The 265-nt window shown below is 42.3% G+C and carries 1 protein-coding gene; it reads left to right on the forward strand.

What is annotated here, in order from left to right:
• The coding region (locus tag NXS07_RS21270) for a DUF5916 domain-containing protein (RefSeq protein ID WP_258087668.1) at window positions 1–265 on the forward strand (265 nt) is incomplete at both ends.

Here is a 265-nt window from a genome sequence, read left to right on the forward strand (position 1 = left end):
ATCTTTCTTTACCGAAGGCACCGAGCTATTCGACAGAGGCAATATGTTCTATTCAAGAAGGGTTGGAAAAACTTTCGGCGATATTGACCTCAATGACAATGAGGAAACCAGCTCTGCTCCTGGTGAAGCTCCTCTGATCAATGCTACCAAATTAAGTGGCAGAACCAGTAAAGGATTAGGAATTGGAGTCTTCAATGCTATAACTGACAAAACTTTCGCTACGGTTAAGGATACACTGACTGGAGAAACAAGGGAAGTATTGGTT

The sequence above is a fragment of the Xenorhabdus bovienii genome, from assembly GCF_024721015.1.
Taxonomy (GTDB): Bacteria; Pseudomonadota; Gammaproteobacteria; order Enterobacterales; family Enterobacteriaceae; genus Xenorhabdus; species Xenorhabdus bovienii.